The 1980-nt window shown below is 67.6% G+C and carries 1 protein-coding gene; it reads right to left on the bottom strand.

Annotated elements, in window-relative coordinates:
* Positions 1 to 185: 185 nt before the first annotated feature.
* Positions 186 to 1980: xanthine dehydrogenase molybdopterin binding subunit (gene xdhB, locus JYJ84_RS35290; RefSeq protein ID WP_205190181.1), on the bottom strand; the 1795-nt coding region annotated here is incomplete at its 5' end.

The following is a 1980-nucleotide window of genomic DNA, read 5'->3' as shown; positions in this document are numbered from 1 at the left end:
CTGACCGCCCCCACGGGGGGCAGCGAACGAAGTGAGCGTGGGGGTCGTTTCATCTCAGCCTCCGCCGGGCCGCCCCAAGGGGGCTGACCGCCCCCACGGGGGGAGCCGTGCATGGGACCGGAGTAAGCGCTGAAGCGCCAACTCCGGTCGACAGCGAACGAAGAAAGCGTGCGGGCCGTTTCATCTCAGCCTGCCTGACCGGCGCGTGCCGCACGCACCGCGCTGACAGCACGCAGGATCGACTCGCCGGTGGCCGGCGCATCGAGCGGCGGGTTCACCTTGTAGTCGCCGACCGCGGCCACCGCATCTCGCACCGCGAAGAACACCGAGAACGGCAGCAGCAGCGGCGGCTCGCCGACGGCCTTCGAACGGTGGATGCTGTCCTCGACGTTGCGGTTCTTGAACAGCTGCACGTTGAATTCGGGCGGCGTGTCGTTCACCGTCGGGATCTTGTACGTGGACGGCGCATGCGTCATCAGCTTGCCGCCCTTGTTCCACCACAGCTCCTCGGTCGTGAGCCAGCCCATCCCCTGGATGAACGCGCCTTCGACCTGGCCGATGTCGAGCGCCGGGTTCAGCGACGCACCCACGTCGTGCAGCGCATCGACGCGCAGCGTGCGCATCTCGCCCGTCAGCGTGTCGATCACCACTTCCGACACGGCCGCGCCGTACGAGTAGTAGTAGAACGGCCGGCCCTGCAGCTTCGACTGGTCCCAGTACAGCTTCGGCGTCGCGTAGAAGCCGTCGGACCACAGCTGCACGCGCGCGAGGTACGCCTTCGCGACCACTTCGCCGAACGGCACGCCGTTGCCGCCCACCCACACGAAGTCGTTGCCGAACTTCACGTCGGCCGCATCGACCTTGCCGTCGCCGAACTGCTTCGCCGCGAACACCGCGAGCCGCTCGCGCAACTGGCGCGCCGCATCCTGCGCGGCCTTGCCGTTCAGGTCCGAGCCCGTCGACGCAGCCGTCGCGGACGTGTTCGCGACCTTGCTGGTGTCGGTCGCCGTCACGCGGATCCGGCCGAAGCGGATGCCGAGCTCGTGCGCGACGACCTGCGCGACCTTCGTGTTGAGCCCCTGCCCCATCTCCGTGCCGCCGTGGTTCACGAGCACCGAGCCGTCGGTGTAGATGTGCACCAGCGCGCCGGCCTGGTTGAAGTGCGTGACGTTGAACGCAATGCCGAACTTCACCGGCGTGATCGCGATGCCCTTCTTCAGCACCGTGTTGCGCGCATTGAATGCGCGCACGCCCGCGCGCCGCGCGCGGTAGTCGCTCGTCGCCTCGAGTTCGCCGAGCAGTTCCTGCAGCACGTTGTCCTCGACCGTCTGCCCGTAAGGCGTGACGTTGCGTTCGGTCTTGCCGTACAGGTTCGCATAGCGGACGTCGAGCGGATCGCGATCGAGCGAACGCGCGACGTCGTCGAGGATGTACTCGATCGCGAACGCGCCCTGCGGGCCGCCGAACCCGCGGAACGCAGTGTTCGACTGCGTGTTGGTCTTGCCGCAGTAGCCGGCGATGTTCACGTCGCCCAGCCAGTATGCGTTGTCGAAGTGGCACACCGCACGCGTCATCACCGGGCCCGACAGGTCGGCCGAGAAACCGCAGCGCGACGTCATGTCGAGCGCCACGCCGTCGATGCGGCCGTCGTCGTCGTAGCCGACGTCGAAGCGGTAATGGAAGTCGTGCCGCTTGCCGGTGATCATCATGTCGTCGTCGCGGTCCGGACGCAGCTTCACCGGACACAGCAGCTTCCACGCGGCGAGCGCCGCGCAGCACGCGAACAGGCCCGACTGCGATTCCTTGCCGCCGAACCCGCCGCCCATCCGGCGGCATTCGACGAGTACGTTGTGCGACGCGACGCCGAGCACGTGCGCGACGAGGTGCTGCATCTCGCTCGGGTGCTGCGTCGAGCAGTACACGTGCATCCCGTCGTCGTCCTTCGGCACCGCGTATGCGATCTGCCCTTCGAGGTAGAAC

Origin of the sequence: Burkholderia sp. LMG 13014 (assembly GCF_905232215.1) — a bacterium.
Classification (GTDB): domain Bacteria; phylum Pseudomonadota; class Gammaproteobacteria; order Burkholderiales; family Burkholderiaceae; genus Burkholderia.
The sequence above is the reverse complement of the archived record's forward strand: the minus strand, read 5'-3'. Positions and strand labels throughout refer to the sequence as shown.